The sequence below is a fragment of the Alkalihalobacterium elongatum genome, assembly GCF_019024285.1.
Classification (GTDB): domain Bacteria; phylum Bacillota; class Bacilli; order Bacillales; family Bacillaceae_F; genus Alkalihalobacterium; species Alkalihalobacterium elongatum.
Window position 1 is genome coordinate 1 of the sequence record NZ_WMKZ01000006.1, and the last position, 24324, is coordinate 24324.

Here is a 24324-nt window from a genome sequence, read left to right on the forward strand (position 1 = left end):
TGCATGTATTAGGCACGCCGCCAGCGTTCGTCCTGAGCCAGGATCAAACTCTCCATAAAAGTGTTTGATATAGCTCACTGTCACAAACGTGACGTTTTTAAAACATTGACGAGATATCATGTATCTCTTTATTTCGCTTGGCTTTTTGTTCAGTTTTCAAAGAACTTTTTATGTCGTTGTTAGCGACAGGAATTACATCTTATCACGTTAGCAACATTTGGTCAACAACCAATTTTTAGTGGGTTGTTGATGTTGTTAATTAATTGCTCGCTCCTTCAAAGCGACATCTATTAATTTAACACGAATTCTTATTGATTGCAACACCTTTTTTCGTTTGCTGAAAAGTTAGTACTTCTTTCTAAACTAGAACGGCGTTGGTCAGAAACGACAATGAATAATATATCATTATTAATTAGTTAACGCAATACCTTTTTACACCAAAATCTAGAAAACCCTAAGTGCGCAGGGTTAGTTCCTTCTATTATTATTTTTTCTCTTCATCTTCAAGTTCTACTTTTTTCCCACCGACCGAAAGATACGAATATAGTTCTACGTCTTCCTTTACTTTTTGTAAACCTTTAAGATACGGTTTAACCAAATCTTTAAAATCTTCGTAAACTCCTTCATTTTCTAACTGTCCATACACATAGATTTTCTTTTCGTCGATAATATAAGCTAAATATCCAACTGCTTTTTCATCTCGGTCAACAATATTTAACACTTGTGCATCTTCTTTACTTAGTTCAGGTGAAAAATAAATATCCACTTTAATACCTCCAGTACATATATTATTAATAGTTAAACTTAAATTTCTAGGTGTGGTTATCAAGACTACTGTAACAAACCTAGCAGCAATGTAATAGTTATAATACTAATTAAGGTCGTAACCAAGGTTATACTCGAAACGAGTTTAGGTTCTGAATCAAACTGAACTGCGTACATAACAATGGTTGCTGCTGAAGGCATAGCTGCTGAAACGATAAGCACTTTTGTTAACAAAGGATCAATCGGTAGAATTAACGTTATGCCGAACGCTATAAGTGGCGAAATAATTAACCGTACTACTGTTCCATACGTTATTTTTCCCCATTCAAAGTTACCTATTTCAATTAATGCCAATTGCATCCCTAGGATGATCATGACAGTAGGAACAGTTGCTTCAGCAATAATATCGACAGTCGCCATGATGTTGTTAGGAACCGCAACATTCAAACTTTTAGCAATCAATGCGATGATTACAGCATACGTTGCTGGCATTAAAAAAACAGCTTTCATGGCAATTTTTATTCCTTCGTTTCCTCTTGCTGCATAGTAAACACCAAAAAAATTCATGACAATTGCTTGTAATACTAAAAAAGTCACCGAATAATCAAAACCCACTTCACCATAAGCAAATAATATGATAGGTGCTCCGTAGTTGCCCGAATTCATAAAAGCAGTAGAAAGAATGAGGCCGCCTTCAGTAGATTGTGGATACTTCATTATGTATGAGTACACTTTGTTAATAAGTATTAGTGCAAATAAGAGAAGAATCGAAAAGATAACCATATAAAAATATTGCATATCTAGTTCAGCAGTGTAAAATGTCCGAAAAACTAAACACGGTGTCATAATATAAATAGCTACTTCAGAAACAGCAGGAATTTTTATTTTCCTCCACTTCTGTACAAGAAACCCTATAAGAAAGACTAGAAGAACTGGTAAAACGACTTCAAAAAATATAGTCACCTACCTTCCTCCTTTAAAAACTTTTCAATGCGTATGTCTTGGTGATAATATAGGATACTACCCCTACCATCATTCTAGATTTGTCAAACGAACAACCCTAGTTTAAAAAAGAGACGGATACCCGCAACCGCCTCTCTTCTTTTATTAATCTTGAGTTAAATAATGAACAACTGCTTGTAAAGCTTCTTCACTATCCATTCCAACTGCTTTTACTGTAATCGAATCTCCATTTTGCAGATTTAAGGTTATTAACCCTAAAAAACTTTTTAAGTTTACTTCTATTGGATTACCCCGTAATAATTTACGTAAGTATATTTCCGATTGAAAAGGTTGAATGATTTTACTTAATTCAATAATAGTTTTATCCTCACCTATATTAATTGTAATTTCCTTTAAACTGGTTTCACTCATGAAATATTCACCCCATTTAATTACCTATATATTTAATAGCATCAAGGAAAGCTGTGGAATAAAAATAATAATTAATAGGGCTACTAACATAACTAGGAAAAATGGAATGATCGCCCTTGAAATAGCCTCAATTGATAATCCTGAGATACCAGAACCAACAAAGAGATTTACTCCTAATGGTGGTGTAATAAATCCAATCGCTAAATTAACAATCATTAAAATACCAAAATGAATTGGATTATACCCTATATTTACAGCAATTGGTAGAAGAATAGGAGTTAAAATGATAATAGCTGCTAGGGTATCCATAAAACATCCAACGATAAGCAGCAAGATCGTAATTAGTAAAATGATCACAATTGGGTTTTCCGAGATATTTAACATCGCTTGAGCTACTTGGTTTGGAATTTGTTGAACTGTTAACAACCTTCCAAATGCGGTGGCAGTACCGACGATAATTAAAATGGTTGCTGTTGTAAGCGCAGCATCAATAAAAACTTTTGGCATATCTTTTATTTTTAATTCACGATAAAGGATCATACCTGCAACCAGACCGTAAACAACCGCTATAACTGCCGCTTCCGTCGGAGTAAATATTCCTCCATAAATACCACCTAGAATAATAATCGGAACTAATAATGCCCATTTTGCTTCCCAACTCGCCTTTAGAAAGGTCTTGAAAGCAAACTTTTCCTCTGTTCCACGATAACCTTTCTTTTTTGAGTAAAAGTAAGCATACGCCATTAAAGCAAAACCTACCAGGAGACCTGGAATGATACCTGCTATAAATAAACTTCCTATAGAGACACCACCAACAACTCCATAAATAACCATTGGGATACTTGGTGGAATAATAACTCCTAAGGAACCAGCTGCAGCTACTACAGCTGTCGAAAAACGTTTATCATATCCTTGGCGAACCATTGCAGGAATCATAATTCCACCAATCGCAGCTACCGTGGCGGGTCCAGAACCAGAAATTGCCGCGAAAAACATACACGTAATAATTGTCGCTATTGCAAAACCACCAGTTTTATTACCGACTACTGTATTTGCTACACGGAATAATCGATCCGAAACTCCACCTTTCCCCATAATTTCACCAGCTAAAATGAAAAAAGGAACCGCCATCAAGGGAAAAGAGTCAACCGAAGTAACTAGACCTTGCGCTAGAAACTCAACTGGTAATGACCCTGTATATACAATGGTTACTAACGTAGCTAAACCTAGAGCAATTCCAATAGGTACGCTCAAAAGTAAGAAAAGGGCAAAGCTTCCAAATAATACACCTGCTGCCATATCAATACCCCTTTATAATTTATTCTTTCCTCTTTCAACATCTTCTTCAATATCTTGAATATCAAGTAGTCGTTCTTGTTCAGTTTTGACATCATATTCGTCTTTGCCTAACAGGGTTTTAAATTGTTTTATTAGTTGCTGAATTAACCGAATAATCGTTAACCCCATGCCAATTGGTGTCGCCATATAAACGAGGCCCATTGGTAACTGAAGTGCTGGAGATCGTTGCCCCCACGCTAATAACCTCGAAGCAACATCGTACCCATAATAGACAACAAATAAGGCAAAACCTAAAAATAGTAAGTTTGCAACGATATTTAGTATGATTTTCCCCTTGTCTCTCAGCAAAAGAAGCATGACATCAACTTTAATATGCCGTTGTTTTTTTACACCATAGCTAATTCCAAGATATACAAGCCAAATAAAACAATACCGCGCTAATTCTTCGGACCAAGCAAGGGAAGCCTCCATGATGTATCTCATAAAAACTTGCATTGCAATGACCACAACCATAATCATAGAAAATATGACAAGGAAAACTTCCTCAAGATGTTCATTTAGCCACCTAACAACAAACACTTGCACCCCTCACTTTTACAAATCAATTTTTTAAATAGAAGAACCTCAAAACTATATACCTTATCGATAATCTACAAGTATCTATGTACCTAACTGATAAAAGCTCAAGATATATACTTTTATGTTTCTTCATTTTCCAAGGTTTTACTCTTAAGTATGAGTTCAGCCTGCTATAACAGAAACAACATCTTAATTTGCATATTTTGAGAAAAATACTTTCAAAAGGGACTTGAAGTCCTTTAGTTTCATTCAAGTCCCATCATAGCTAGTTCTAATCCTCTTGAGCTTCTTGTATTGCTTCGTATACTTGGTCAACAATATCTTGACCAATGCGTTCAGCATACTTATCTAGTACAGGTTGTACAGTATCAATCATTTCTTGGCGTGCTTCCTCATCAATTTCCGTGTATGTCATACCAGCTTCTTGTAAGTCATCTAAATACTGCGCATTAGCTTCACGATTTAATTGACGTTGATGTTGACCAGCTTCTCTAGCTGCCTCTCTTACAATTTCTTGCTCTTCCTCTGACAATGAATCAAAGAATGTCTTTGACATTAAGAAAACAAACGGACTATAAATATGATGTGTATTAGAAATATGGTCTTGAACCTCTTGGAAACCTTGTAAGTACACAGTTGCAACTGGGTTTTCTTGACCATCTACAGCACCTTGCTGTAATGCTGTAAACAATTCTGTAAAGGCCATTGGTGTTGGATTTGCACCTAACGCACGAAAAGCCTCAAGATGTAGCTCATTTTCCATAGTACGAATTGATAAACCTTTCATATCCTCCATTGAAGCAACAGCACGACGAGCATTAGTCAGATCACGGAATCCATTTTCCCAATAAGCTAATCCAACTAAATTTTGATCATCTAATTTATCTAACATCATCTGACCAACATCACCGTCTAGAACTTCATCGGCCACTTCTTCACTTGGAAATAAAAATGGAAAATCAAATACAGTAAACTCTTGGACAAACCCCGCAATAGGAGCAGTGGAAGGAACAGTCACTTCTTGTGTCCCTAATTGAAGTGCTTCCATCATCGAACGGTCGTCCCCTAACTGACCACTGTGGTAGGTCTCAACGACTATCGATCCATCTGTTCTTTCCTCAACTAACTCTTTAAATTTAAGTAGACCAAGGTATTGAGGATGTTGATCATTTAATCCGATACCTGCACGAATCGTTCTTTGAACCCCTGGTGCCGCTTCTCCCGCAGTACCTTCCCCTGCATCAGGTTCAGCTGGCGCTGTACCACAAGCAGCGGCTACAAAAAACAAGCTGAAAATAAAAATGGTTGTAAAAATGGTTTTGAAGTAATTCACCCGTAATACCTCCTGTTATTTTCTTTAAGCCCTTTTCCTAAAAGATTGCTGCTATAGCGATTGGACGTTAACCAAGCGAAAGCTTGGTTCTTCGCGCTTTAGCAAAAAAAATGGTCCAATAGCAACAAAGTTTGCGAAAACAGCTTTCTTTATGATGAATATTACATTTCATCCAAAGTAAAAAGAATAGTGCTGTTGTTTGCTCCATTACTAAATCCTATCAGGCTTAGTAAATAGTTCTTAAATTACTTTTATTATTTTGAATAAGGCAAGAAATATTATGCATTCCTTCGAAAGAAAATATAGAAATTTAGCTTTTTCAATCCTAATGGATACAATAAACGAAATCGTCAATATTAAGAAAAAGTCGTCATAAGGTTAGGTAGATAAAAATTAATTCAACACTGACCTAATAGAGCTTATAGATATAAAGCTTTTAACCGAAAGGGAGAACGTATCGTGGATTATGTCATTGGTTTAGATATAGGAACAACGAGTGCAAAAGCTGTCCTATTTACAAAAGAAGGAAAAGTAGTAATAGAAAGTGAGCAAACTTATCATGTCTATCACCCTCAACCTTCCTGGGTTGAGCAAAACCCAGATGAAATCGAAAAAGCCGCTAAAAAAGCGCTAAAAAATATAATAAAGAAAGGTCTATCATTTAATGACAAAATTCTTGTTGTTGGCATTTCCTCTGCTATGCATTCACTAATTTGTATGGATGAGCAAGGGAATGCCTTATCGCCGTCAATTACTTGGGCTGACGGAAGAAGTGTTCACCAAGCCGAAGCTATTAAAACAACGACTGGACTGGGGATTTATTTAAAAACCGGAACCCCTATACATCCGATGTCACCATTCACAAAATTGGTTTGGATGAAAGATACAAATTATCCACCTTATCTCAAAGCCAATAAGTTTATTTCTATCAAAGAATACTTACTAAAAAAATGGTTTAATCAATATGTTGTGGACTACTCTGTTGCATCTGCTACAGGAATTTTTAACGTACATACCTTTGATTGGGATGAAGAAGCCTTAGCAATTACAGGCATTCAGAGAGAACAACTATCCGAACCCGTTCCACCTACCTATGTTTGTGAAGGGTTATTAAATGAAATTGCAGATGAGATAGGTTTAAGTTCTACGACTAAATTTGTAATTGGTGCTAGTGACGGTCCCCTCGCTAACCTTGGTATCGGCGCAATCTCTCCTGGTGATGTTGCGATTACAGTTGGCACAAGCGGAGCCATCCGCCAAATGGCGGACAAACCACAAACAGACGAGCTACAAGAAATTTTTTGCTATGGCCTTACTAAAAATTCATGGATTATGGGAGGTCCAACGAATAATGGTGGGATTGTACTACAGTGGTTAAAGGAAGTCGTCGGGGAACACCAAATCTACCTTGCAGAAAAAGGTGGTCAAAGTGTATACGAGCAGCTTAACGAGTTGGCTCAAACCGTTGATGCTGGAGCCAACGGATTACTATTTATGCCATACTTGAATGGCGAACGCGCTCCTTATTGGGATGCAAATGCTAGAGGGAGCTTCATTGGTCTAACCTTAGCTCATAAAAAAGAACATTTAATCCGAGCTGGAATGGAAGGCGTAATATTTAGCTTACTAACAGTTAACGAAGCTCTTGAAAGACTTGCAGGCCCTTCTAAGAATGTTTTTGCTAGCGGAGGCTTTGCGCGCTCTCCACTTTGGTTACAAATCCTAGCTGATGTCTTTGGACAAGAAATTCAAGTTCCTGTAAGCCATCAAAGCTCTGCTTGGGGAGCGGCTTGGATGGGGTTAGTTGGCATCGGAGAAGCCAATTCACTTTCAGATATTAAAGACTATATTCCCATGGAAAAAACCTATTTTCCTAATGAGGTAAATCATACAATTTATCAAACCCTTTACCATACATTTAAAAATCTTTATATTTCGCTTCAACCTCATTTTAAAAACTTAAGTGACTTTCAAAGACGCCATTAGGACTTTTTATAAATCTAGCAACGAAAGCTTAATACAATTTTCAACAACAGTGAAATTGTTAGGCAAAGCTACTTCGCCAGGAGGTTTATGGATTCCAAAATGTTCACCCTCCTCCTAATACCATACTAGACTAAAACCACTAGGAGACCCTAGTGGTTTTAGTCATTCTTTACTCTATATATAAACCTTGTCGTGCTTGATTTACTGCTTCTACAAATGATGCAGCTTTTTTTGTCAGTTCATCAAAATACTCTTTTGTCATAGTCTTTTTCGTGTTAACTAGTGCGCTTCCTAGACCAACAGCGACTGCGCCTGTTTGTATATAGTCAGTGACATTATGTAAGTCAATTCCACCTGTAGGCATTAGCGGAATATGCGGGAGTGGCCCGTGAACATCTTTTAAATAGCTAGGTCCGTAAATATTAGCTGGAAATACCTTAATAACATCTGCACCATGTTCGTAGGCTGTCAAAATTTCTGTTGGTGTTAATGCTCCAGGAATACTTATTACACCGTACCTCTTTGTTAAGCGAATCGTTTCCTCATTAACAGTTGGAGAGAAAATAAATTGAGATCCAGCCAAAATTGCTGCTCTAGCCGTTTCTGGATCCAAAACTGTCCCAGCTCCAACAATAAGATTTGGAAATTTTGAACGTACAGACTCAATTAATGACATGACTTTCGGAGTTTCTACTGTAATCTCTAATGTTTTAACACCACCTTCACTAAGCGCTTTAGCAATTTCAAATATATTTTCTGGGGCAGCTCCTCGAATAATTGCTACAACACCATTTTCTTTGATCGTGTCTAAATATCCCATTTAGCCTCAACCTCCATTATCTATTAACATCATCTGTTTGCGTTTGATGAATGAAATTCTCTAAATCCCGTTTATCAGGAAGCCCCTCTACATCACCATTTACCATGGCTACCATTGCGCCTACCCCATTCCCACGTCTCACGGCATCATATAAGTTTAGTCCATCTAGAAGGCCTGATAAAAAACCACTACAAAAACCATCCCCAGAACCAACAGGGTCGACAACTTTCTCTACATTAAAGCTTGGTACAAATTCGGTCTTGTCTTTTGTAAAGTAATAGGCACCTTCTGCACCCACTTTTAAAACACAAGTGGATGGTCCTTCTTTTAAAAAGCGCTCTCCTAAAAGTTGAGGGTCTCCTACTCCATATAAAAACTTCCCTTCACCGATACCAGGAAGAACGATATCACTTTCTCTTACGAATTCAACAAGAACATTTTTAGCCTTCTCTTCTGTCCACAGCGTCTTTCTTAAATTCGGATCAAAAACGATTGTTACCCCATGCTTTTTTGCAACTTTGACAGCCTCCTTTAGCATTTCATAACAGCTATCACTTAGTGCTGGAGTTATTCCTGAAATATGAAGATATTTAGCCTGAGCAATATATGCTTCGTTCAGGTCATCTTTGGACATTCTGCTAGCAGCGGAATGTTTTCGATAATAAAGTACTCTTACATCACCTTCTCGTCGTAATTCCTTAAAGTAAATTCCTGTCTGTCCCCCTCTCTCAACTTGGACCTCACTTACATCAACTCCTTCCCCCCGAATGAAAGAAATCATTGCAGTACCCAATTCATCATCTCCGACACGGCTAATCCATCCAGAATGATGACCTAATCTAACTAGTCCGATTGCAACATTCGATTCCGAACCACCAAACTTCCTTGTATAAGTATGAGCATATCGCATCAACCCTGAAGATTCAGGAGTGAAAAGAGCCATTGTTTCGCCAATTGTTACTACATCCATATAATAAACTCCAATCTATTTTTATTAGCTCCATTAAAGAGCGTTGATGATTTTGGGCTCAACTGAAAATAGCCTGAAAATTGATGAGAAAATACATTTTCTCGTTCATTTCATTCCATTTTTCAAACCTGTCCTGAAAAGCCTGTGAAAATAACTTTTCACACAATGAGCCTAAAACCAAGGGTTATATCAATAATTTCCTTTAACTAAAGCTTAAGGTCATTTTCACTATGAGGTGCAACACTCCTTATTTTTATCATTCTTCACTTTTCCTATGAGTTTTTCTTCATACACACCAAAAAAAACATAACCCTCTTGAGGATTATGTTTGTATTTAAAACTATAAACTTACGCCATATCATTAGTATGACAAATTCTCAAGCTTTGTTGAAAAGTTACGATAAAAGTTGTTCCACTAGTACTAGTATCAATTTCAATATTTGCTCGATTTCTCGCAGCAATACTATAACAGATAGCTAACCCCAAACCTGTTCCTTTATCTTTTGTTGTAAAGAATGGTGTACCGATATTTTCCATTACCTCTGGCTCAATTCCTGGGCCTTCATCACTAATTTTTAAAATAGCTTTATCGTTTTCCACATAAGTTTGGATGGTTAACTTCCCACCTAATGACATCGCTTCAAGACCATTTAACGCAATATTCAAAATCAGTTGTCTTATTTCCTTCTCATCTATGAAAAGGAAAGGACAATCCTCTAATTCTAAATTAACGTTTTTATTCCCAAGCATACCTTCTGCTTGAAGTAATGGGTGCAATGCAAGAATGATATCATTTAAATTCTCTAGACGTGGGTCAGTTGCTTTATCTTTTGCAAGTGCTAAAAATTCCGTAATAATTCCGTTTGCACGTTCTAGCTCACCAATCATTAAGTCAATATATTCTATTGGTGTAGGATATTCCTGTTGTTTTTTTGACAGTTGTAAAAACCCAAGCACAGTAGTCATGGGATTACGGATTTCATGAGCGATCCCCGCAGCCATTTCCCCTACTAAGTTTAAACGATCCAAACGAGTTATTTCTTTCTGCATTTTCATCGATTCTGTAATATCAGTTATCACACTAATAATACAGGGTTCACCATTGATATATACTTGTTCAGTCGAAAGTAGACCATCTCTGGTTTCACCATCTTTTGTAACATACGTAACTTGTTCATTATAGAGTCCATCTATTATGTCCAAAAGTTGATTATCGTCTGCAAACTCTCCTGTCGTGTTCGGTTTAATATGTAATAAATTATTTTGTACACTTTCTAATTCATTTAATTCATAGCCTGTAATTTGTGACCAAATTTTATTTACTTTAAGATACTTTTTGTCTCGATAAGACCTAATTGACATTAAATTTGGGCTACAATGAAAAATTTTTCGGAAACTTTCTTGTGAAACTTGCAATTCTTCATTCGCTAACACCAACTCTTTTGTTTTGTCGGCGATAATTAGTTCTAGGTTCATATACTTTTCTTTTAAATCATTCGTTTGTTTCTCTAATATATTTCGTTGCTTTTCAATCTCTCTTCTATCTTTATATATATCAACAAATGCTGCTACCTTATTTCTTAAAAGACTTGGGTTAAATGGTTTAAATATATAATCAACCGCACCAGCTGAGTATCCTTTTGAAACATGTTCAGTTGCTTTACTTAAGGCTGTAATAAAAATGATTGGTATATGCATGGAAGTTTTTCTTTGTTTAATTAATTCAGCTGTTTCAAACCCATTCAACCCTGGCATTTGAACATCCAATAAGATTACTGCAAAGTCATACTGAAGGACATACTTTAACGCTTCCTCCCCACAGTCCGCTTTAATTAAGTTATATTCTGGAGAAGCAAGAACAGCTTCTAATGCAATAAGGTTCTCTGGTCTGTCGTCTACTAATAATATATCTACTTTCTCCCCATTCACCATATCTTTATCCCTCAGTTTCCTTTATAGTTTTATGTTTTTTGGCAATTGATAATAGAATTTAGGGTAAAAATCCTTAGCAAGATTGTGGTGCCCCTTTTATATAAATTTTTTCATTCCTGTCAATTTCTTGATAAAAATGTGATGTGTCACCACTTGTTAGAGTCTCTTTATTCCCTAATCCTAAATAACCACCATCACTTAAACTATGATAAAAAAGGTCATAAACTCTATTTTTTAATGCTATATTAAAATAGATTAATACGTTACGACAAATGATCACATGAAATTCATTAAAGGAATGATCTGTGACTAAGTTATGGTGGGCAAATACAATGTTTTTCTTAAGTATCGGATTTAATAAAACGTAATCATGATGAGCCGTATAGTATTCAGAGAATTCCTTATGTCCCCCAGCTTGCTGATAGTTCTTCGTATAAAGTTGCATATAACTTAAAGGAATTCTTGCTTCTCTCGCCTTTTCTAAAATATCTTCATTCATATCTGTAGCATATATTTTTGTTTTTTCATATAATCCTTCCTCAAGTAAAAGGATCGCCATTGAATACGCCTCTTCACCAGAAGAGCATCCCGCATGCCAAATACGGATGAATGGTATATCCCGTAAGGAAGGAATCACTTTTTCACGGAAAGCTTTAAAGAAACTCGGGTCACGAAACATCTCGGTTACATTAATAGATAAATCGTTTAAAAAACTTTTTAATACGAGAGGATCATGCAAAACTTTTGATTGCAGTTCTGAAATGGTGTTTAGTTGTTCTGCTCGGACCCTATGCCAAACTCTTCTCTTTACGGAAGAGTAGGCATAATTTCTAAAATCAAATCCATAATGACGATAAATACCTTCGAGCAATAATTCAATCTCAATTCTTTCAACATCTAAATCCGCGTCTTCTGAAGAAATTATCATTGTCATCTCTTTCCTCACTTATATATCCAAACTTTAATGAGTGATAATAGCTGGTCCATATTAACTGGCTTACTTATATAATCCGAGGCACCAGCCAATATACATTTTTCTTTGTCACTCTTCATCGCTTTTGCCGTTAACGCAATAATCGGAAGGTCTGGGAATTTCTCGTCCTCACGAATTCGTTTCATCGCTTCATAACCATCCATTTCTGGCATCATAATATCCATAAGTACAATATCAATTGATGTATCACTGTTTAGAATTTCAAGTGCTTCTCTACCATTTTCAGCAAACAATACTTTCATATTTTGCATTTCAAGTGCTGTTGTTAACGCAAATACGTTCCGCATGTCATCATCAACGATAAGGACGACCCTATCTTCAAATGGCTCTTTGTTACCTTCATCATCCTCTACACTTGAAGGGGAAATTTTTTCTAATTCTGTATACTGAGTTGCTTCAACAATACGTACATTGTTGTTTTCCTGTGTTGCAGCTACCTCTTCCATGACGTTTTGTTGGATGCCTGATAGTTCGTAATAATCAGGAATATGGAGACTAAAAATACTTCCCTTTCCTTCAACACTTTCAATCGTTACATAACCACCTAATAATTGTGAAAGTTCACGTGTAATTGATAGCCCTAGGCCTGTCCCCCCAAACTTTCTGCTTGTCGTACCATCACCTTGGAAAAAGGCTTCAAAAATATCATGTTGTTTACTTCTTGGAATACCAATTCCAGTGTCTACCACTGAAAAGACAATTTTGGACCTAACATCTCCTTTACCCTTGCTTAAACGGAGTTCGACTGATCCTTGTTGTGTGAATTTAAATGCATTCGACAATAAATTCTTTAAGATTTGTTTTAAACGTTGATCATCAGTAAAGATAATCTTCGGTGCATCTTCAGAAATAGCTATTTTGAAATTCAATCCTTTTTGACGAGCTACTGGATTAAATTGTCTTTCTACAAATCCTTTAACATCACTCAATAGTATCTGCTCTGGATAGATATCTATTTTCCCAGATTCAATTTTTGATAAGTCAAGGATATCATTGATTAAATCGAGTAAATCACTACCAGAAGAATAGATTGTTAGTGCGTATTCGATCTGTTTTTCAGTTAGGTTTCCTTCACCATTTTCAGACAGTATTTGTGATAAGATCAACATACTATTGAGAGGGGTACGAAGTTCATGAGACATATTAGCGAGAAACTCTGACTTGTATTTTGAACTTAATTCAATCCCTCTATTTTTCTCTTCTAGGTCTTGTTTAATTTTTTCTAACTCTTTCGTTTTTTCATCTGAATTTTTATATTGCTCATGTAACTGCTCATTAGTAAGCCTTAGTTCTTCTTGTTGCTGCTGCAATTCTTCAGATTGGGTTTGTAGTTCTTCAGTTAGCGTTTGCGATTCAGTTAAGAGTTTTTCGATCTGCATATGATTAACAATTCGGTTAATTATTGCGCCAGATGAACTACTCAACTGGTCTAGAAGCTTCAATTGTAATGAAGAGAACTTTTCAAATTTTGCTAGTTCAATAACCCCTAATACTTCACCTTCAATCTTAATTGGTAAAATGACTAAAGACGTTGGTGAAGATCCTCCTAACCCTGATTTAATAGTAATATAGTCTTTTGGTATTTCATCGAGAACTAGAGTTTCTTTGTCTTGAGCACATTGTCCAACTAAACCTTGTCCAATTTTAAAATAAATTTCTCCGACTTTCCCATTTTTACTTGTAGCATAGCCCGCGATTTGTTTAAGCTCATTTTCTTCTTTTATATAAACTGCCCCGTATGTCGCTTCAACAGATGACGCAACCTTGGAAATAAACAGTTCTCCAAAATGCTGAATATTTTGTAATCCTTGAAACTTCGTCATAATCTCTGCAAATTTTGTTTTGATCCAATTCTCTTCTTCCAAATACCTCTTTAAATCTTTTTCTTGCCTAGAATAATCTTCTAAAGCATGAGCCATTTCGTTATATGCTTTGGCAATATCACCAATTTCATCCTTAGATATCTCTTCTATACGAGGTAAATCTTCATTAACATGGCCTGGTACACTCGTTATTACATCGCGAACCTGATAAATGCTTTTCGTAATACTTCTAACAACAGAAATGGTTATACCAATTACGATTAATGCTGCAAAAACAAACAATGAAATAAGAAAGAGTACTGTGTACTGAAAATCTGCTTCTATATTTGCTAATGCGGCATTCATCGCACCTTCTTCAATTTCATTTAAACGGTCAAATCCAGTAACAATCTGATTTCTCATATCCCGATTGTCATCAATTAATTCTCTAATTCCTTGCTCATTATTTCCTTCTAGAGTATGTTCGATAGCTCTACTAACTACTCCAAAGTATGCATTACTTAAATCCTTTAACATGGAAACAATCTGTTTACTTTCAACTTCAGAATAAGGCATTGTATCTAACTGTGAAAATAACTCTACTGTATCAACCTGAGACTTTTTAATGATACTAATATGTTCATCAATAACAATATTATCACTCATTAAAAGAAGTTCTCTAATTTCTCTTGCTGTCGTATTGATTTCATTGCGAAGTAATTCAATTAGCTTTACTCTCTCATAATTTTCATGAACGATTGCATTCATATTTTCCTTCTGTTGATTCATCGTATAGTATACATTGACACTTAAAATAACGATAATGAACAGGATGGCTCCAAACCCAAAATATAGCTTTGTTTTTAGTTTCATCTTTTCAGAACCTTTCATATTTGATAAAATACGTCGAAATTACCACTATATTATGAATATTACTATATTGGCTCTTCTGATTCTACAAAAATTACAAACAATTCTAACATTTATTCACAATCTTATTATTTTTTTGTTTATAGTAATCGCTTTTGATAGCCACCCAGCTTTAATCTAGTTAGAAATTAAAGACTGTTTTCGTAAACTTTATATCCAAAAGCTTCACACACATCAATAGCCAAAATAAAGAGCTAACCCTAAAGAGTTAGCTTTTATAAGTTTTGTTATTTTTTCACTTCTACTGTCCAACCAAATGGATCTGTTTGTATCCCTGTTTGTATGCCTGTTAATGTTTCATATAACATTTGCGATAACTCACCTGTTTGGCCATTATTAATCGTTATTTTTTGTTCATTCCAAGTAAGTTCGCCAACTGGTGAAACAACTGCTGCTGTTCCTGTTCCAAATACTTCCTCTAGTTTCCCAGCTTTATATGCTTCGAATATTTCTTCAATAGAAATTCTTCGTTCAATTACGGGAATTTTCCAATCTTTTAATAACTCAATAATGGACAATCTAGTAATTCCCTCTAAAATGCTACCATTTAATGCGGGAGTTACAATTTCCCCATCAACTTTAAAGAAAACATTCATACTCCCAACTTCCTCAATGTACTTTTTCTCTACTCCATCTAACCACAGTACTTGGGAGTAACCTTTTGCTGATGCTTTTTTCTGCGCAAGATAAGCTGCTGAATAATTTCCAGCTGTTTTGGCTGTGCCAGTACCTCCTCGAACTGCTCTTGTAAACTCTTCTTCTACAAAAATTTTAACTGGATGGATCCCTTCACTATAATAGGAACCTACTGGTGATAGGATAATATAAAATTGGTATGTATTAGATGGCGCTAATGAAAGATTTGGTTCAGTTGCAATAATAAATGGCCGTATATATAATGAATATCCCTCTGTTACAGGGATCCAATCTTGATCAATACGTAGTAGTTCCATTAAATAATCGAGCACTAGCTTTTCGTCTAATGGGGGCATACTTAATCGTTCACTAGAACGATTCATTCGCTGAAAGTTTTTCTCTGGTCGAAATAATAGGATACGATCATCCTCTGTTCGATAGGCTTTTAAGCCTTCAAAAACCGTTTGCCCATAGTGAAAAATCATCGCTGCTGGATCCAATGTAATCGACTCATACGGAGTAATACGAGGATGATGCCAACCCATTTTTGTTGAATAATCCATAACAAACATATGATCAGTAAACTCTTTACCAAAGGCTAGCTGCGCTTCAGGAACTCGAAGTTTACGACTAGTATTTTTTATAACTTTAAGCTGTTGTTCACTCATACTCCCACTCCTTTTGAAATAATAAAGATGAATTTTTATTCAATAAAATTAACTCCCTTTCATACTAATATATACCAAATTAAGGTTTCACGACACTATATTTTCATAACTTTTTACGTAAATGATATATTGTTGATATCTCCACCAAACTATAACAGGGCCTAAAAAAAGCACTGTCACCAGTGCATAGTAGTTAATTATGAGTCTTCCTTTAACTTCAACAATTCTTTATTAAGTTCAGCCAACTTCGATTTAATTTCTTCAACAGTTTTTTCGTCACCACTTTTTAAATAATCACTCAACTCCAATAAATATTTATCAATACGACGATATATTTCTTGTTCTTTTCTTCTTCTATCTTCAAGCTTCTTCTTGTTTATTTCCACTCTTAAAGGTACCCATTGATCAATGATTTGAAGCATTTTCTCTGTCTTTATATCAACCTCAATAATTTCGAGAAATGATTTATGCTTAATCATCGTGAGCTTATGATTGCCCTCTGCAGAATAAATATTTAATATCATCTTTCCTCTATCAAAGCCCCAAAAGATGCTGTAGTTTACACTTAACACACCTTTAATTAAACGATCGAGTTGCTGTTTATCCAATTTTATTGAAAGGTCACTACATTGAATTCGTTTCATTGATCACACCTCGCTACAAATTAATTCCCTCCATTTTTCTTCATCATTGTCGTAAGCCCTTACAATAAACTATTTCAATAGCACGATATTCATGCTTAATTATGTTTAAAACCGAAAAAAGAGACCTATATAGGTCTCTACTTGTGTTATCCTTTAATTCCTATTAACCACTCTTTGTAGCAATCACTACATAGAGGGTGTTCAACGTGATCACTTTCCTGAATAAAAGAAGCATAATGGAAGTTATTCTCATCTAGTTCACTACTACAATAAAAGCATTGTTGGTCCAAAGTGAACGACTCCTTTTACAAAGTGATGTGAAAAACGTACAAGAAACGATTTCCCCTGTACGTTCTTGTAATCTAATTAGTTGTTGTTATTGTTGTTATTGTTGTTATTGTTGTTGTTACGGTTATTACGATTGTTTAAATCTTGAGCATCGTTCTCATTTGCAAATTCAGTATTTGCATTGTCGATGTTTAATTCGTTGTTGTTATTGTTGTTGTTGTTGTTGTTGTTGTTGTTGTTGTTGTTGTTTCTGTTACGATTGTTGTTTGCCATTACCTACACCTCATTTAAATTTTTTGATTTTTTGGGTGATGAGTTCATCGTAGAGAAAATTAAAGTTTTAACTTTTTAATTTTTACGCTCCCTCACTTCCCGTAGTTATTTTTCTCAAAAATCAAAACAAAATACATTAAAATTTAGTTTTTTTTAGGGAGTTAAACTAGTTATGGTTTCGAGTTTGGATTATTTTTACATTTTAAAGACATTTTCAATTGCATTGGTTCTTCAGATAATAATTTTTTTGCTTTTCAAGAGGTTTATGTTCTAAGCTGGACCGACCAACCAAGTTTAAGAAAATTATTTTAAAACATGTCTTTTGTCCACACAACGAAACCGTAGTTCAAATAGATTATTATGAGGACGCTTGAAGGAGGGACAGATGTTGGAAAACAATAATAAAGGTAGCGAGTATATATTACTTAATGAAAAGATAAAGAAAATTCAACAAGATGTTGAAGATCTATCTAATATGGTTGAAAAAAAAAACAGATGAAAATGATGTAAAGGTGATTATTAATGAACAATTTAATGAAAGAAAAATAACGACAGAAGAGCAAGTAGCATTAACGGTAGATAAAATATTGACTGAAAAAGAGTATATGACTGAAACCGAGGTTAAAAATAATACTAAGGAAATTCACTTGAAGATTGTGAAATGGACGATTGGGACAGGGCTTAGTGTTGCAGCCATCATCTTAGCTTTATTACGGGTTATTCTGTTGTAAGGATTAGTTATCCCTCCTCTCATCAACAATATGGTGGCGATTTTTACCTTTTGGCTATAAAAAAGGACTTCTCCAAAAAGAGAAATCCTTATAACAAACATTAATTTAAATGAGTTAAAAAAACTTCTCTAACTTTTGGAACGACGTAGGAGCTTCCACCTTTAACATCTTCAACCATCATTAAAACGAGCAATTCTGGATTTTCTGTATTAACGGCAATAAACCAGCCATTTTCTTTTCCTTCTTCATCTTGACTTAATTTATACTCAGTAGTACCCGTTTTCCCTGCAAGCGGTAAGCCATTGATTTTAGCTTGGGAAGCAGTACCATTAGGACTTTCTATAACTTGCAAAAGATCTAACAATATTCTATCTGCGTGTACTTCGCTAATTATGCTCTCCCTCCAAGTCTCCTGTTCTTCATCTTTAAATAGTAACGGTTTTGGTATATTTCCTCCATTTAAGAATGCCGTATACATTAGAGACATATGCAAAGGGTTAGTTAATAGTTCGCCTTGCCCATAAGCTGTATCTGCTAGTTGAACATCATTGTTTATACCCTCATTTGCTATTTGCGATGTTGTTAATGGATATTTAAAAGGAACAGTGTCTTCAAACCCGAATACTTTAAACCCTTCGGTAATTGTTGTTTTCCCAAGTTCAAGTGCAGTTTTAGCGAAATAGATATTATCTGAATAAACAAGAGCATCCGTTAGGTCTATATCATGCTTTGGATCTTTTACCCGGCTTACTTGATATCCCCCCCAGGACGGATCGCCCCACTGCAGACCTTCATAATGTAGCTTTTGATCTGGGTCCCATCCTTTTTCAAGAGCAACTGCCGCAGTAATTGCTTTAATCGTTGAACCTGGAGCATATGCTTGAGTAAAACGATTGAGCAATGGACGAGTCTCATCTTCACTGTAATTAGTTTCTGTTACACTACCGATGACAAACTCATTTGGATTGTAGGCTGGTGCATTTACTAACGCTAACACCTCTCCTGAAATAGGGTGTAATGCTACCCCTGTCCCTACATCACTATCTTTGTTAAACTGTTCATAAATCGTTCTTTGGATTTGACTATCAATTGTTAATTTCAATGTTTTTCCATCAACAGCTTCTTTTTGAGCTATAATATCCTTTTCATTTTCATCTTCATCAACAATATAAATAACAGCTCCACTCTCACCTCTTAGTTCGTCTTCATAAAGACTTTCGAGCCCTGTTCGTCCTATTGTAGAGTTTGAATTATACCCTTTACCTTCGTTCTTATCTAAAAGCTCTTTCGTAATTGGTGTAATGTAGCCAATTAAATGTGCTGCAGCTTCACCAAGAGGATATTCTCTAGCAGGAACTTCTAAATACGTTACCCCTTCTGAAATTTGACGTAACTCTTTAACAAACTCCTTTTTATCATTCGTAACTGTTTTAACAGGAACAAATGTATCTGGCCTTACCCAAGATTGGTTAAGTGCAGCATTTATCTCTTCTATAGACACATCAATTTGTTTACTTAATTCAGATATTGTATAGTCTTCAAGTCCTTCCATTCGATCCAGTACGAGCCCAATTTGGACAGCGTTCCCGTTTTTCGCCAACTCATTCCCATTACGATCAACAATTTCTCCACGTTTGGGATTTATCGTTCTTACTCTCACTTCATCTCCGTAATCAAGTGGGGGGAAAATCATTGCTGGTGTCCAATTAACCTTCCACTCTTTCACTTCATCCTTTTCTTCTAGCTTCAAGTCAACAGTTGCATAAAAACGAAGATCCCCCGCAATCGTATTCATCGTCTGTTCGTATTCTAGAATTATCTCTGTTAACTCTTTATCCATTTCTTCTTCTGTATCTCTAGTAGGAGTTATTACCGCAATATTCTTCGCACCAATACCGCTATATATTTTTGTATACCTCTCTACAAACAATTCCTTAGAAATTATTTCTTTAGAGTCTGTAGAAAGAAGTTCATACATTAATTCGTAATTCCCCTCTTCCCAATGCCCTGCAAAATCACTTAATGCTTCTTCGGGCGTTGGAAGTTCTTCAGAGCATCCAATTAATAAAAGCATCAAAACAAAAAAAGTGATCAGTTTACAGATTTTTTTCTGGTTTTCCATTGATTTCCCCTCTCATTTTACTCAGTATGTACTTTTCTTTATACTAACAAATTCTACTATACTTGAGGTTATATTTTTACAAAATTTCCATTAATAAGATAATTCCAATTATTTGGGCGATGATAATGTTTGTTGTTTATTTTACGCTTTAACATCAATAAAAAAAGCTGATAAAACCAAAATTATTGTCTTCAACATACAAAGGTCTTCACCATGCTTATGTGGTAATACCATTTGATGAATTAGCAACAAATTATGGCTATAATCAGCTTCTTGTTTTATTCTCTTTCTGGTTTTGGTACAATTTCAAAAATCTTGCCACTTTCAAACAGTTCGATCACTTGACCTAACCATTCGTAATAACTTCTCGCTTTTTCAAGTTTTGTCCGATCTATTTCAATGACTTCTTTTAACTTTTCGTCGTCTGTTTCGTTATACAGTTCATCTAATGCTCGGCTTAACTCGTCACCCGCTTCTAGATTATCGTCAACAGCTTCCCGCCAGCGATTTACAAATAAAGAAGAAAACGATTTGTACCAATCTTCTTCTGTCTGATAAAGGTCTTTTCTTACCCCTTTTTGCCAAACCCGTTCTACCATATCAGAATCCAACAAATTACGTATCCCAGTACTCATACTTGTTTTACTCATTCCTAGTTCTTTACTCATTTCATCTAATGTTAACGGTTCATCAGCAAAAAAGACGGTTCCGTATAAACGTCCTACAGACGGGGTTATTCCGTATAAGTACATATTCTTTGAAATTTCTTGGATAAAACGAGTACGGTGTTTCTCCAATTTTTTCCACTCTTCCTGTTGACTCATAGCCTTCTCCTTTTCTACTCCATTTCACACTTTACATATTAACAAAGAACGAAAAAACATAAAAGTTACACTTTAATGTAGTATTCTTTCGCATTATTGAGAAATAAGGCGCATTCTCAAAGTATACTTTGTACAGTTTAAACTTTACAAACTTTTTGAACTAAACATACAAAATATAAGGTTTGATTTGGTAAAAAAGGAGGAGTATAGTAATATAGTCAGCATTCATTCGTTTTTCGAAATGATTGAAGTATACAAAAGAGGTGAAAAAAGATGTCAAAAATTAAGGTTGAAGGGCTTACGAAGATCTTCGGTAAAAAGCCAAAACGAGCCTTAGACATGTTAAAGCAACAAAAATCAAAAGATGAAATTTTAAAAGAAACAAATATGACAGTCGGTGTTAACCGTGCAAGTTTTGAAGTAGATCACGGTGAAATCTTTGTCATCATGGGCCTTTCAGGAAGTGGTAAATCTACACTTGTCCGACTCCTAAACCGTCTAATTGAACCGACAGATGGAAGTGTTTGGATTGACGGAGTCGACTTAGCCAAAATGGGTGAAAAAACATTACGTGAAGTACGTCGAAGCAAAATGAGTATGGTCTTCCAAAAATTTGGCCTCTTTCCTTTTAGAACAATACTAGAAAATGTTGAATACGGCTTAGAAGTACAAGGAGTTCCAAAACAGGAACGAAGAAGTAAAGCTCAATCTTCTTTAGAACTTGTAGGTCTAAAAGGATATGAAGATAAATATCCGAACGAGCTATCTGGTGGAATGCAGCAACGTGTTGGTTTGGCTCGTGCGTTAGCGAATGATCCAGATGTTTTGTTAATGGACGAGGCATTTTCAGCACTAGATCCTCTTATTCGAAAAGATATGCAGGATGAACTTCTTGATCTACAACAACAAATGAAGAAGACTATCATCTTTATAACTCATGATTTGGATGAAGCGTTGCGAATCGGTGATCGCATTATGATTATGAAGGATGGTGCAATTATTCAAATTGGTACCCCAGAAGAAATATTGACAAATCCTGAAAATGAATATGTAGAACGATTTGTTGAAGACGTTGACCGATCAAAAGTATTTACTGCCCAGCACGTGATGATGCGACCTGAAACGGTCACTCTAGAAAAAGACGGGCCTCGAGTTGCCCTTCAACGTATGAAAGAAGCAGGTATTTCAAGTATTTTTGTTACGAAACGTAATAAAGAACTGCTTGGGATCGTTCATGCCGATAATGTTTCAACACTAGTAAAAGAGAATAGTAATAGTTTAGAAGAAATTATTGAGCAAAATGTTCCTCAAGTTACGTCTGATACTGCTCTAAGTGAATTGATGGATATTGCATCAACCAGTCCAGTTCCTATTGCTGTAGTTGATGACAATAAATTAAAAGGAATTATCGTGAGAGGTGCAGTTCTTGCAGCACTATCAGGAAGTGAGGTGAATTTCAATGGATCTATTACCGAAGCTTCCATTAGCTGATTGGATTGATAGTATTGTAGATTGGTTGAAAAATGCAGAATGGTTTTTCTCTGCGATTACAGGTGCTATTCGATTATTAGTAGATGCGAACGAATTTCTACTTAGCTTACTCCCGAGCTGGTTATTCATTTTACTGTTAACCGTAGTTGCCTATTTTGTCACGAAACGAAAATGGGGCTTAGCAATCTTTATCTTCTTAGGTTTATTCTTAATTGATAACTTAGGTTTCTGGCAAGATATGTTACTAACGCTTTCTCTCGTGTTAACAAGTGCTATTATTTCTGTTATTTTCGGTATTCCACTTGGAATTTGGATGGCAAAAAACAAAGTTGTTGAAAGTATTTTTAAGCCTATATTAGATTTCATGCAGACGATGCCAGCTTTCGTATACTTGATACCTGCTGTTGTATTCTTTGGAATCGGTATGGTACCAGGTGTAGTGGCCTCTGTTATTTTCGCGATGCCACCAACTGTACGCTTAACAAACTTAGGTATTAGACAAGTATCAACTGAATTAGTAGAAGCAGCAGATGCATTTGGGTCAACACCCGCGCAAAAACTATTTAAAGTTCAACTTCCAATGGCAAAAACAACGATTATGGCTGGTGTGAACCAAAGTATTATGCTTGCCTTATCAATGGTCGTTATTGCTTCAATGATTGGTGCAATGGGACTGGGAACGAAAGTTTATTATGCTGTTGGTCGTAATGACGCAGGTGGAGGTTTTGAAGCTGGTATTGCTATCGTAATTCTAGCGATTATCCTCGATCGTTTAACACAAAGCTTTAACCGTCAAAAAGGAACAACACATTAAGAATTCGGTCGTCACTCTTTAATAGAGCTGACATAGATAAAAAAATAAGGAGAGGGTCAAAATGAAAAAGTACTTAAAGAAATTAGGAATTGCTACTGGTTTATCATTAACATTAGTAGCTGCTGGTTGTGGTTCAGAAGATGTAAGTCAGGAAGCGCCCACTGGGGATAACAACGGTGATGCTACTACAGAAGATGTTTCTGTAGGTGAACAACTTAACTATACCATTACAGGAATTGATGCTGGTGCTGGAATTATGGCAGCAACAGAAGCGGCAATTGAAGCATATGGTCTAGAAGAATATCAATTGCAACCTAGTTCTGGTGCAGCGATGACAAGTGCACTAGATGCAGCAATTGAAAGAGAAGAAGCAATTGTCGTAACTGGCTGGACTCCACACTGGAAGTTTGCTGCATATGATCTTAAATATTTAGAAGATCCTGAAGGTGTATTTGGGGCAGCTGAAAGCATTCACACAATCGTTCGTGAAGGATTAGATTCTGATTTACCAGAAGCGTATGAAGTTTTAGATAACTTCTACTGGACTCCTGAGCACATGGGAGAAATTATGGTTGAAGTTAATGAAGGTGCAGAACCTGCTGAAGCAGCTGCAGCTTGGGTTGATGCTAACCAAGACATCGTTTCTGAATGGACAAACGGAGTAAATGCTGTAGATGGCGATGCAATTACACTAGCATTCGTAGCTTGGGACTCTGAAATTGCTTCTACACATATGATTGGTGCAGTCCTTGAATCTATTGGTTATGATGTAACATTAATGTCAATGGAACCAGGTCCAATGTTTACAGCTGTAGCTACAGGTAGTGCTGATGCAATGGTAGCAGCATGGCTTCCTGCAACACACGAGTCTTATTACGAAGACTTCAAAGATGATTTTGTTGATCTTGGTGCAAATTTAGACGGTGCAAAAATTGGTCTAGTTGTTCCTGCATATATGGATATTGACTCTATTGAAGACCTTAGAAACTAAAAGTTTACTAGTACTAGAAAAGAGGCTGACTTGCTATAAGTCAGCCTCTTTTCTATTC

Annotated in this window: 22 protein-coding genes and 1 rRNA gene; 5 read left to right on the forward strand and 18 right to left on the reverse strand. The window is 35.8% G+C overall.

Going from position 1 to position 24324, the window contains the following annotated elements:
* From GKP30_RS09195 to GKP30_RS09225, 7 genes are all read right to left on the reverse strand, one after another.
* Positions 1 to 59 (reverse strand): 16S ribosomal RNA (locus tag GKP30_RS09195); the annotation flags it as partial.
* 425 nt (positions 60 to 484) lie between these two features.
* Complete coding sequence (locus GKP30_RS09200; protein ID WP_216829142.1) at positions 485 to 766, reverse strand: hypothetical protein; 282 nt, start codon at positions 764 to 766, stop codon at positions 485 to 487.
* 65 nt (positions 767 to 831) lie between these two features.
* On the reverse strand, positions 832 to 1728 hold the full coding sequence (locus GKP30_RS09205) for an AEC family transporter (RefSeq protein ID WP_216829143.1): 897 nt from the start codon (positions 1726 to 1728) through the stop codon (positions 832 to 834).
* 144 nt (positions 1729 to 1872) lie between these two features.
* Complete coding sequence (locus GKP30_RS09210) at positions 1873 to 2139, reverse strand: HPr family phosphocarrier protein (protein WP_216829144.1); 267 nt, start codon at positions 2137 to 2139, stop codon at positions 1873 to 1875.
* Between the two features lie 24 nt (positions 2140 to 2163).
* Positions 2164 to 3438: a TRAP transporter large permease gene (locus tag GKP30_RS09215; protein ID WP_216829145.1), complete on the reverse strand. Its 1275-nt coding sequence runs from the start codon at positions 3436 to 3438 to the stop codon at positions 2164 to 2166.
* Between the two features lie 12 nt (positions 3439 to 3450).
* Complete coding sequence (locus GKP30_RS09220; RefSeq protein ID WP_216829146.1) at positions 3451 to 4017, reverse strand: TRAP transporter small permease; 567 nt, start codon at positions 4015 to 4017, stop codon at positions 3451 to 3453.
* Between the two features lie 271 nt (positions 4018 to 4288).
* A complete protein-coding gene (locus GKP30_RS09225; RefSeq protein WP_328703135.1) occupies positions 4289 to 5350 on the reverse strand; it encodes a TRAP transporter substrate-binding protein in 1062 nt (353 codons plus the stop codon).
* 459 nt (positions 5351 to 5809) lie between these two features.
* Between GKP30_RS09225 and GKP30_RS09230 the strand changes: the two genes are divergently transcribed.
* The gene (locus GKP30_RS09230) at positions 5810 to 7336 is read left to right on the forward strand and encodes a gluconokinase (RefSeq protein ID WP_216829147.1); all 1527 of its coding nucleotides are present in this window, start codon (positions 5810 to 5812) and stop codon (positions 7334 to 7336) included.
* A 169-nt stretch (positions 7337 to 7505) separates the two neighbouring features.
* Here the strand turns inward: GKP30_RS09230 and GKP30_RS09235 are convergent, their stop codons facing one another.
* From GKP30_RS09235 to GKP30_RS09275, 9 genes are all read right to left on the reverse strand, one after another.
* Entirely contained in the window at positions 7506 to 8156 is a 651-nt protein-coding gene (locus tag GKP30_RS09235) for a bifunctional 4-hydroxy-2-oxoglutarate aldolase/2-dehydro-3-deoxy-phosphogluconate aldolase (protein ID WP_216829148.1), read from the reverse strand.
* Positions 8157 to 8172: 16 nt separating this feature from the next.
* The gene (locus tag GKP30_RS09240; RefSeq protein WP_216829149.1) at positions 8173 to 9126 is read right to left on the reverse strand and encodes a sugar kinase; all 954 of its coding nucleotides are present in this window, start codon (positions 9124 to 9126) and stop codon (positions 8173 to 8175) included.
* 348 nt (positions 9127 to 9474) lie between these two features.
* Complete coding sequence (locus GKP30_RS09245) at positions 9475 to 11058, reverse strand: response regulator (RefSeq protein WP_216829150.1); 1584 nt, start codon at positions 11056 to 11058, stop codon at positions 9475 to 9477.
* 73 nt (positions 11059 to 11131) lie between these two features.
* Positions 11132 to 11992 (reverse strand): CheR family methyltransferase, encoded by an 861-nt coding sequence (locus GKP30_RS09250; RefSeq protein ID WP_407928603.1) that lies wholly within the window; start codon positions 11990 to 11992, stop codon positions 11132 to 11134.
* Between the two features lie 8 nt (positions 11993 to 12000).
* Positions 12001 to 14727, reverse strand: coding sequence for a response regulator (locus GKP30_RS09255; protein ID WP_216829151.1), 2727 nt, complete (start codon positions 14725 to 14727; stop codon positions 12001 to 12003).
* Between the two features lie 284 nt (positions 14728 to 15011).
* Positions 15012 to 16088 (reverse strand): branched-chain amino acid aminotransferase, encoded by a 1077-nt coding sequence (locus GKP30_RS09260; RefSeq protein ID WP_216829152.1) that lies wholly within the window; start codon positions 16086 to 16088, stop codon positions 15012 to 15014.
* 197 nt (positions 16089 to 16285) lie between these two features.
* Entirely contained in the window at positions 16286 to 16732 is a 447-nt protein-coding gene (locus tag GKP30_RS09265; RefSeq protein WP_216829153.1) for a hypothetical protein, read from the reverse strand.
* A 146-nt stretch (positions 16733 to 16878) separates the two neighbouring features.
* Positions 16879 to 17022: a hypothetical protein gene (locus tag GKP30_RS09270; protein WP_216829154.1), complete on the reverse strand. Its 144-nt coding sequence runs from the start codon at positions 17020 to 17022 to the stop codon at positions 16879 to 16881.
* Between the two features lie 76 nt (positions 17023 to 17098).
* A complete protein-coding gene (locus GKP30_RS09275; RefSeq protein WP_216829155.1) occupies positions 17099 to 17293 on the reverse strand; it encodes a hypothetical protein in 195 nt (64 codons plus the stop codon).
* A gap of 455 nt (positions 17294 to 17748) precedes the next feature.
* Between GKP30_RS09275 and GKP30_RS09280 the strand changes: the two genes are divergently transcribed.
* The gene (locus GKP30_RS09280) at positions 17749 to 18024 is read left to right on the forward strand and encodes a hypothetical protein (protein WP_216829156.1); all 276 of its coding nucleotides are present in this window, start codon (positions 17749 to 17751) and stop codon (positions 18022 to 18024) included.
* A gap of 100 nt (positions 18025 to 18124) precedes the next feature.
* On the opposite strand, the gene GKP30_RS09285 is transcribed toward GKP30_RS09280, so the two are convergent.
* A complete protein-coding gene (locus GKP30_RS09285; protein ID WP_216829157.1) occupies positions 18125 to 20146 on the reverse strand; it encodes a penicillin-binding transpeptidase domain-containing protein in 2022 nt (673 codons plus the stop codon).
* Positions 20147 to 20424: 278 nt separating this feature from the next.
* Positions 20425 to 20970, reverse strand: coding sequence for a GbsR/MarR family transcriptional regulator (locus tag GKP30_RS09290; protein WP_216829158.1), 546 nt, complete (start codon positions 20968 to 20970; stop codon positions 20425 to 20427).
* Between the two features lie 273 nt (positions 20971 to 21243).
* Here GKP30_RS09290 and GKP30_RS09295 point away from each other — a divergent pair, with 273 nt between their 5' ends.
* The 3 genes from GKP30_RS09295 (at position 21244) to GKP30_RS09305 (ending at position 24266) form a co-directional block, all read left to right on the forward strand.
* A complete protein-coding gene (locus tag GKP30_RS09295; protein WP_216829159.1) occupies positions 21244 to 22461 on the forward strand; it encodes a quaternary amine ABC transporter ATP-binding protein in 1218 nt (405 codons plus the stop codon).
* Positions 22430 to 23275, forward strand: a complete 846-nt coding sequence (locus GKP30_RS09300; RefSeq protein WP_216829160.1) for an ABC transporter permease — start codon at positions 22430 to 22432, stop codon at positions 23273 to 23275. Before GKP30_RS09295 ends, GKP30_RS09300 begins: the two co-directional genes overlap by 32 nt.
* A gap of 61 nt (positions 23276 to 23336) precedes the next feature.
* Positions 23337 to 24266 carry a glycine betaine ABC transporter substrate-binding protein gene (locus GKP30_RS09305; RefSeq protein ID WP_216829161.1) on the forward strand — a complete coding sequence of 310 codons (930 nt, stop codon included), beginning with the start codon at positions 23337 to 23339 and terminating at the stop codon, positions 24264 to 24266.
* The last annotated feature ends 58 nt before the right edge of the window (positions 24267 to 24324 follow it).

What these genes read in the sequence shown, in the direction of transcription:
- GKP30_RS09295 (WP_216829159.1), top strand. Translation starts at nt 21,244, where the DNA reads ATGTCAAAAATTAAGGTTGAAGGGCTTACGAAGATCTTCGGTAAAAAG.
- GKP30_RS09280 (WP_216829156.1), top strand. Translation starts at nt 17,749, where the DNA reads ATGTTGAAGATCTATCTAATATGGTTGAAAAAAAAAACAGATGAAAAT.
- GKP30_RS09300 (WP_216829160.1), top strand. Translation starts at nt 22,430, where the DNA reads ATGGATCTATTACCGAAGCTTCCATTAGCTGATTGGATTGATAGTATT.
- GKP30_RS09265 (WP_216829153.1), bottom strand. Translation starts at nt 16,732, where the DNA reads ATGAAACGAATTCAATGTAGTGACCTTTCAATAAAATTGGATAAACAG.
- GKP30_RS09210 (WP_216829144.1), bottom strand. Translation starts at nt 2,139, where the DNA reads ATGAGTGAAACCAGTTTAAAGGAAATTACAATTAATATAGGTGAGGAT.
- GKP30_RS09305 (WP_216829161.1), top strand. Translation starts at nt 23,337, where the DNA reads ATGAAAAAGTACTTAAAGAAATTAGGAATTGCTACTGGTTTATCATTA.
- GKP30_RS09285 (WP_216829157.1), bottom strand. Translation starts at nt 20,146, where the DNA reads ATGGAAAACCAGAAAAAAATCTGTAAACTGATCACTTTTTTTGTTTTG.
- GKP30_RS09260 (WP_216829152.1), bottom strand. Translation starts at nt 16,088, where the DNA reads ATGAGTGAACAACAGCTTAAAGTTATAAAAAATACTAGTCGTAAACTT.
- GKP30_RS09240 (WP_216829149.1), bottom strand. Translation starts at nt 9,126, where the DNA reads ATGGATGTAGTAACAATTGGCGAAACAATGGCTCTTTTCACTCCTGAA.
- GKP30_RS09290 (WP_216829158.1), bottom strand. Translation starts at nt 20,970, where the DNA reads ATGAGTCAACAGGAAGAGTGGAAAAAATTGGAGAAACACCGTACTCGT.
- GKP30_RS09250 (WP_407928603.1), bottom strand. Translation starts at nt 11,992, where the DNA reads ATGACAATGATAATTTCTTCAGAAGACGCGGATTTAGATGTTGAAAGA.
- GKP30_RS09215 (WP_216829145.1), bottom strand. Translation starts at nt 3,438, where the DNA reads ATGGCAGCAGGTGTATTATTTGGAAGCTTTGCCCTTTTCTTACTTTTG.
- GKP30_RS09255 (WP_216829151.1), bottom strand. Translation starts at nt 14,727, where the DNA reads ATGAAACTAAAAACAAAGCTATATTTTGGGTTTGGAGCCATCCTGTTC.
- GKP30_RS09275 (WP_216829155.1), bottom strand. Translation starts at nt 17,293, where the DNA reads ATGGCAAACAACAATCGTAACAGAAACAACAACAACAACAACAACAAC.
- GKP30_RS09245 (WP_216829150.1), bottom strand. Translation starts at nt 11,058, where the DNA reads ATGGTGAATGGGGAGAAAGTAGATATATTATTAGTAGACGACAGACCA.
- GKP30_RS09235 (WP_216829148.1), bottom strand. Translation starts at nt 8,156, where the DNA reads ATGGGATATTTAGACACGATCAAAGAAAATGGTGTTGTAGCAATTATT.